Annotated in this window: 8 protein-coding genes; 4 read left to right on the top strand and 4 right to left on the bottom strand. The window is 72.8% G+C overall.

Features of this window, described 5'->3' with window-relative positions; all coding sequences use genetic code 11:
• The 3 genes from QJS33_RS30860 to QJS33_RS30850 all read left to right on the top strand — a co-directional run.
• Positions 1-208 (top strand): hypothetical protein (locus QJS33_RS30860; protein WP_306371604.1); only part of this gene is annotated, 208 nt, incomplete at its 5' end.
• Positions 198-632: a DUF742 domain-containing protein gene (locus QJS33_RS30855; protein ID WP_306371603.1), complete on the top strand. Its 435-nt coding sequence runs from the start codon at positions 198-200 to the stop codon at positions 630-632. The genes QJS33_RS30860 and QJS33_RS30855, both read left to right, overlap by 11 nt.
• 434 nt (positions 633-1066) lie before the next feature.
• Positions 1067-1477: a hypothetical protein gene (locus QJS33_RS30850; RefSeq protein WP_306371606.1), complete on the top strand. Its 411-nt coding sequence runs from the start codon at positions 1067-1069 to the stop codon at positions 1475-1477.
• A 214-nt stretch (positions 1478-1691) separates the two neighbouring features.
• Here the strand turns inward: QJS33_RS30850 and QJS33_RS30845 are convergent, their stop codons facing one another.
• From QJS33_RS30845 to QJS33_RS30830, 4 genes are all read right to left on the bottom strand, one after another.
• The gene (locus tag QJS33_RS30845; protein ID WP_306371602.1) at positions 1692-2393 is read right to left on the bottom strand and encodes an HNH endonuclease family protein; all 702 of its coding nucleotides are present in this window, start codon (positions 2391-2393) and stop codon (positions 1692-1694) included.
• 167 nt (positions 2394-2560) lie between these two features.
• Positions 2561-3139: a permease gene (locus QJS33_RS30840; protein WP_306371601.1), complete on the bottom strand. Its 579-nt coding sequence runs from the start codon at positions 3137-3139 to the stop codon at positions 2561-2563.
• Positions 3139-3744 (bottom strand): TetR/AcrR family transcriptional regulator, encoded by a 606-nt coding sequence (locus tag QJS33_RS30835; protein ID WP_306371600.1) that lies wholly within the window; start codon positions 3742-3744, stop codon positions 3139-3141. Before QJS33_RS30835 ends, QJS33_RS30840 begins: the two co-directional genes overlap by 1 nt.
• A complete protein-coding gene (locus QJS33_RS30830; protein ID WP_306371605.1) occupies positions 3737-4549 on the bottom strand; it encodes an alpha/beta fold hydrolase in 813 nt (270 codons plus the stop codon). Before QJS33_RS30830 ends, QJS33_RS30835 begins: the two co-directional genes overlap by 8 nt.
• Before the next feature lie 252 nt (positions 4550-4801).
• Here QJS33_RS30830 and tyrS point away from each other — a divergent pair, with 252 nt between their 5' ends.
• Entirely contained in the window at positions 4802-6103 is a 1302-nt protein-coding gene (gene tyrS / locus QJS33_RS30825) for a tyrosine--tRNA ligase (protein WP_306371599.1), read from the top strand.
• Positions 6104-6407 lie beyond the last annotated feature (304 nt).

Raw genomic sequence — 6407 nt, 5'->3', positions numbered from 1 at the left:
CTTCCCGGCCCCGGACGGCCGGCCCGTCGACGAGGACCCGCACGGCGTCCCCGACGAGCGGGCCGCGGGCCCCCGGCGCTCCCGGCGGGGCCCCGACGGCGCCCCGGACCCGGACCGGGTCCCCCTGCCCAAACGCCCCGTGCCCCGTGAGCGGGACGTCTCCCGAGTACCGGCTCCCACACCACCGGGAGGACACAGTGAGCCATGACAGACGCCGGGCCCTGGCCCGACACGAAAAGAAGGGCGCGGACCGCGACCCCGGCGGCGAGGCCGACCCGAACCGGGCCGAGGAACGGTTCCTGCGCCCGTTCGCCGTGGCCGCCGGCGACCCGGACGGAACCGGCCCGGGCCCGGGGCCCGAGACGCTCGACCTGCTCACCCTGGTGGTCGCCGCCCGCACCCCGGGACGCCGCGAATGGCTGCGCCCGGAGCGCGAGGCCATCCTCCGCCACGCCCTGCGGGCCCGCACCGTCGTCGAGCTGGCCGCCGAGGTCAATCTTCCCGTCGGCCAGGTCAGGGCCATGGCCGCCCGCATGATGGCGGACGGCTCCCTGCAACGGTGCGGTCCCTCCCGCCCGCTGGCCCGCAAGGACATCCTGCACGCCGTTCTCGTCGGCCTGCGCTCCCTGTAGTCCCTCGTAGTTCCTCCGCCGCCCGCACCGGACGGTCCGACGGACCGCCGCCCGTGCGCGCCCTCTCCGCGGACCCCGGGCACCCGCCCCCGCCCCGTTCCCGGCCGCCCGGTGCGCTCCCGTTCCCCGCGCTTCACACCGATGTCCCCCGCCGTCCGCCGCCCCACCGGATTGGTCCGGGCACGAGCGGGAAGGGGACGGAACCGGGCGGCGGCGCGTGTCGGAGCGGAGTTATCCACAGGTTCCGGAACACGCTGGTCTGGGCCCCGGGCGCGGCCCAGCATGAAAGGGAGCCGGAAGGTCCGGGAGGGTCCCGCACCGCACCGGTCGGAGGCCCCATGCCCTTCATCGGCACGGCCGCGGCGTTCCTCGCCGCGGCGCTCACGCTCGCGCTCACGACGGCCGCCGCCGTCACCGACCTACGAGGGGGAGAGTTGGACGGCTTCAGCATCGGACACCTGCCAGCGGCGATCGACGACCGGACCTCGGTCTCCGACTTCGAGTACGAGTGGGGAGACGTCGCCTTCACCAGCAGGGTGTGGGAACGCCCCAGGGAGGGGGGCGGTGCCGAGGTGGTGTTGCAGATCCTGGTCCTGCGCGGGGACGTGCTCACCGACCTGGACGCGCTGCGGGCCTTCCTCGCCGAGTACCACGAACGCGATCCGGACGAATGGGAGCTCACCCCGTTCGACAACGACGGGGTCCCGGCCCTGCACGGTGAGACCGAGGCCTTCTGGACCCCGGGCACGGGTGTCGCGGTGGAGGTCCGCGACGCCTTCGGCATCCTCGGACCGGAAGAACTGCTGGCCACCGCCCGGGGGGTCACCCCCGCCGAACCCGGCTGAGGTCGCCCACGCCATACCGGGTGCCGCCCGGCCCGTGCTCCGGGCCGGGGATGTCCCCGGCGCCGGCCCGGCGCCACGGGTCGACCCCGGCCCGCCGCATCGGCTCGGCCCCCACCGCTCTACGACGAACGGCCCGGCACACCCGGGACGTGCCCCGATGCGCCGGGCCGTCCCGGCGTCGGCGCCGCTCCGCGGGCGGCTCCGGTCCAGCGGCTCAGCAGCCGTCCAGCACCTCGCGCAGCGCGGCCTCCTCGTCGGGGTCCACGCTCAGGTTCCACACGTGCTTGACCTCGATCCACGCGGCCACGTACTCGCAGTGCATCGACTCCAGCGGGGGCATCCAGTCGGCGGGGTCGGAGTCGCTCTTGGACCGGTTGGTCGTGGCGCTGACCGCCCACAGCTGCGGCGACGACTCCAGGTCGTTGGCGAACCCCTCCCGCTCCTCGGTGGTCCACGCGTGGGCCCCCGAGCGCCAGCCCTCCTTCAGCGGCACCATGTGGTCGATGTCGAGGTCCTGGGGGTCGGTGAAGGTCTCGCCGTCGTAGGCGCTGTACCAGGAGCCGGAGACGGCCCGGCAGTCGTCGTTCATCTCCACGCTCTCGCCGGATCGCTCCAGCACCGTCTGCCGGGTGTCGCAGCCGTCCTCGCTGCTCCAGTGGGGGAACATCGCGCGGTCGTACCCGGGCGGATCGTTCTCCGCCTCGACGGTCAGTTCGCCCAGCATGGTCCGGGCCTGCTCGACGGACAGGTCACCGGAGGGGGTGGAGGTGGCGCCGTCCTGCGGGGAGCCGGCCTCCTCCTCCGTGCCCAGGTCGATGATCCCGAGCTGGTACAGGGCGAACACTGCGACGGCGATCACACCGACGACGGCGGAGATGATCCCGCGCAGCTTCGACGACGACTTCTTATCGGCCATGAGGGAACTCCACGAGCTGGTGAACGGGGCGCGCCGCCGTGGAGCGGCGCCGACCCCCAGCTTGTCGCATATCGGGGCCGGTCGGGAACACCGGGCGGCGTCGCCTGCGACCCGGCGGCCCGCAACGGGGACCGGGAGCGGAGCGCGGACCCGTGGGACGGGGGGACTCAGGAGGCGAAGAGGTCGAACACGAACGACCCGACCAGCAGTACCCCCACCCCGGCGCTGTACGCCCACGCCCGCCTTCGGTCCGGCGGCTCCCGCAGTGTGCGCCACCCGTACAGCAACACCCCGGCCGCCACCAGCCCGCCCTCCACCACGGCCGCCGCCACGGGGACCTCCCACAGGCCCAGGCCCAGCAGCGGCGGACCGGAACCACCGGGCAGCAGCGGCATGTCGGGCCGGTGCACCAGCAGGTCGAGCAGCCAGTGCGAGAACACCACTCCGCCCAGCACCCACCCGGCATCGGACCCCCACCGCCGTCGCAGGAACACCTGCACCAGCAGCCCCACGACCGCTGCGAGCACCACGTTCGACACCAGGGCGTGCGAGAACGGCGCGGTGATGAGCAGCGACCCGTACCCGCTCAGCCCGGGGGCGGCGGGCGCCATGGACTCCGCGCCCATCGCGGCCAACGGAGCGAACACCAGGTCGGGAGCCTGCGAGGCCACCAGCAGTGCCGCCATCGGTATCCCCGGCCGCCACGCCTTGACGATCCCGGCCACCCCGAAGTGCCCCGCCAACATCAGTCCGTCCTCCGTCCGCGGGCCGCCCCGCCGTCACCCGGGCTCCCGGGCCAGTCCCGGTAAGCGCGCACGAACCCCTCCACCAACAGCGCGAAACTCTCGTCCACGTCCTCGGGGAGACCGAACCCGCCCTGCACCTCCAGGTCCACGAAGCCGTGCAGCGCACTGCGCAGCGCCCGGACCGCGTGCACCGACCGCTCCTCGGTGATCCCGAAACCGCGCAGCACCGCCGTCAGCACCGCGACCGGATCGGTGTCCAACTTCACGTCGGGGGCGGCCACCCGGGGGAGCCGTTGCAGGCAGACGTAGCGTCCGGGGTGTGCGTGGGCGTAGGCGCGGTAGGCGTCGGCGCAGGCGCGCAGCGCGTCCGGCCCGGAGCGGCCCACGGCCGCCCGCTGCACGGCCTCGCCGATCTCGTTCGCGGCCAGCACCGCGACCCCGCTCCGCAGCCCGGGCAGTCCCCCGACGTGCTTGTACAGGCTGGGCACGGCCACACCGAACCGCTTGGCCACCGCGGCCAGGGACAGGGCCTCCCAGCCCTCCTCGTCCACCAGCCGGGCGGCCTCGGCGACCACCAGTTCCGGGGTGAGCCCGGCCCTAGGCATCGGCCCGCACCTGCGCGATCAGCTCCTCCAGTACCGGTACGACCAGGTCGGGACGCTGGCTCTGGGGGTAGTGGCCGCACTCGGGCAGCATCACCACCCGGCCGCCGACGACCGAGCCCACCCAGGCGGCCTCCGCCGCCGGGTCCTTCCAGTCGGGGTCCAGCGAGCCGCCGATCACCACGGCCCGGGCACGCAGGCCCTCCGCCGTCAGGACCTCCTCGTTCGGGGCGTGGACGGTCCTGCGCACGGCCCGGAACCGGTCGGCGGGACGCAGCATCGCCAGGATCCGGTCCAGCTGCTCCCGGTGGCCCTGCGGCTTGCGGCCCTTGTGCAGACCGTCGTAGAGGCCGACCAGCGCTCGCGGCCCCCAGGGGCGCAGCAGCATCAGCCGCAGGGCGATCCGCAGGAACACGTTCGGGTTCCCGTCGCGCAGGAAAGCCGCCATGGGAACGATGCCGGCCACCAGGTCGGGCCGCTCCAACGCGGCGATGGCCACGGCCGCGCCGCCCATCGAGGTGCCGACCATGACGACGTCCCGCCCGCCCAGTTCCTCGGCCAGTGCGACGGCGTCGGTGGCCGCGGCCCGGTTGGTGTGGTCGTCGAAGGTCGTGTCGCTGTCCCCGTGCCCGCGCAGGTCCATGGCGGCGACCCGGTGCCCGGCCGCGGCCAGGGCCTCGCCCACGTACCGGAAGGACGCCCGGTGGTCGAACATGCCGGGCACGCAGACCACCAGGGTGCCGTCGGTGTTGTCGGCCCCGTACAGGTCGTAGGCGATCCGGCCCCGGGGCCGGGCGAGGTATCGCACGGCCCGCTCCCCACTACTCAAGCTCATCTCCATAGCTTTTAAGCTAATTGCGTTAGCCAAAGATGTCAAGGCCCCGTCCCGCAGGGATTCCGGGAGCCGCGCGAACGCCCTCGGGCGCGGAACCGATAGCGTGGCGGTGGAGCGCAGGTCAGAGGCGGCGGAGGGGAAAAGAGGGTGTGCCTCCTCCGGGCCCGACCTACACTGCAAGGCAGATCGGGCCCAGGCCCGCCTACGAATCAGAGAGCAAGCACAGTGACCGACATCATCGACGAACTCCAGTGGCGCGACCTCATCGCGCAGACGACCGACCTTGACGCACTCCGCAAGGCGATCGCCGATGGTCCGATCACCCTGTATTGCGGCTTCGACCCGACGGCGGGGAGCCTGCACGTCGGTCACCTCACCCAGATCCTCACCCTGGCCCGCTTCCAGCAGGCGGGGCACCGACCCATCGCCCTGGTCGGCGGCGGGACCGGCATGATCGGCGACCCCAAGCCGAACGCCGAGCGCCAGCTCAACTCCGTGGAGACCGTGCAGGGCTGGGTGGAGGCGCTGCGCGGCCAGCTGTCCGCGTTCCTGCGGTTCACCCCCGAGGGGGAGACCCCGCGGCCGACCGACGCGATCCTGGCCGACAACGGCGAGTGGTTGTCGGATATCAACGCCATCGAGTTCCTGCGCGACGTGGGCAAGCACTTCAGCATCAACCAGATGCTCGCCCGCGAGACCGTCAAGAGCCGCCTCGACGGCGAGGGCATGAGCTACACCGAGTTCAGCTACGTGCTGTTGCAGTCCTACGACTTCGTGCAGCTGTACCGGCGCTTCGGGTGCACGCTCCAGACCGGCGGCTCCGACCAGTGGGGCAACATCACCGCGGGCCTGGACCTCGTCCGCCGGATCGACGGCAACGAACCGCACGGCCAGGCGCACGCCCTGACCACCAACCTGCTCACCAAGGCCGACGGCACCAAGTTCGGCAAGACCGAGACCGGCTCGGTGTGGCTGGACCCGGAGCTGACCTCGCCGTACGCGTTCTACCAGTTCTGGTTCAACACCGACGACCGCGAGGTGGTCCGCTACCTCAAGGTGTTCAGCTTCCGCTCCCGGGAGGAGATCGCCGAACTTGAGCGCCTGACACAGGAGCGCCCGCAGGCCCGCGCGGCCCAGCGCGCCCTGGCGGAGGAGCTCACCACGCTGGTGCACGGCGCGGACGAGTGCCGCAAGGTCATCGACGCCAGCCTGGCCCTCTTCGGCCGTGCCGAGCTCTCCGAGCTCGACGCGCGCACCCTGGAGGCGGCTCTGGCGGAGGTGCCCAAGACCGAGGCGGCCGGCCCGGTGGCCGACCTGCCGACGGTCGCGGACCTGTTCGCCCAGAGCGGCCTGACCCCGAGCAAGTCCGCGGCCCGCCGCGCCATCCAGGAGGGCGGTGCCTACGTGAACAACACCAAGGTCACCGACGTGGAGGCGCGCCTCACCGAGGACGACGTCCTCCAGGGGCGGTTCGTGGTGCTGCGCAAGGGCAAGCGCAACATCGGCGGAGTCGTTCTGACCGGCTGAGCCACGGGATCCACGAGGGCCGGCGTCCACGGGCGCCGGCCCTCGGCGTTGCGGGGGAGTGCAGCGGGGGCGGAAAATTTGCCCCGCCATGGGGGTTTCGGGGGGAATCTCCCGGGGGAGAACGTCTGTTGTCCAGTGACAACGGCCGATGTGTGCAGGCGGCTCCCGGTGTGGGGAGCGCCCGAGGCACGAGGCCCCCAGGACCCAGAGACGCGGCTGCGCCCGCAAGGGCGCCGGATTCCCGGTTCGACACACGACCCGGGTTGTGGTTTGACGTCCTCGATGCGCCCCCCTATACTCGGCA

It is taken from the genome of Nocardiopsis sp. CC223A (assembly GCF_030766825.1).
Lineage (GTDB): Bacteria > Actinomycetota > Actinomycetes > Streptosporangiales > Streptosporangiaceae > Nocardiopsis.
The sequence above is the reverse complement of the archived record's forward strand: the minus strand, read 5'-3'. Positions and strand labels throughout refer to the sequence as shown.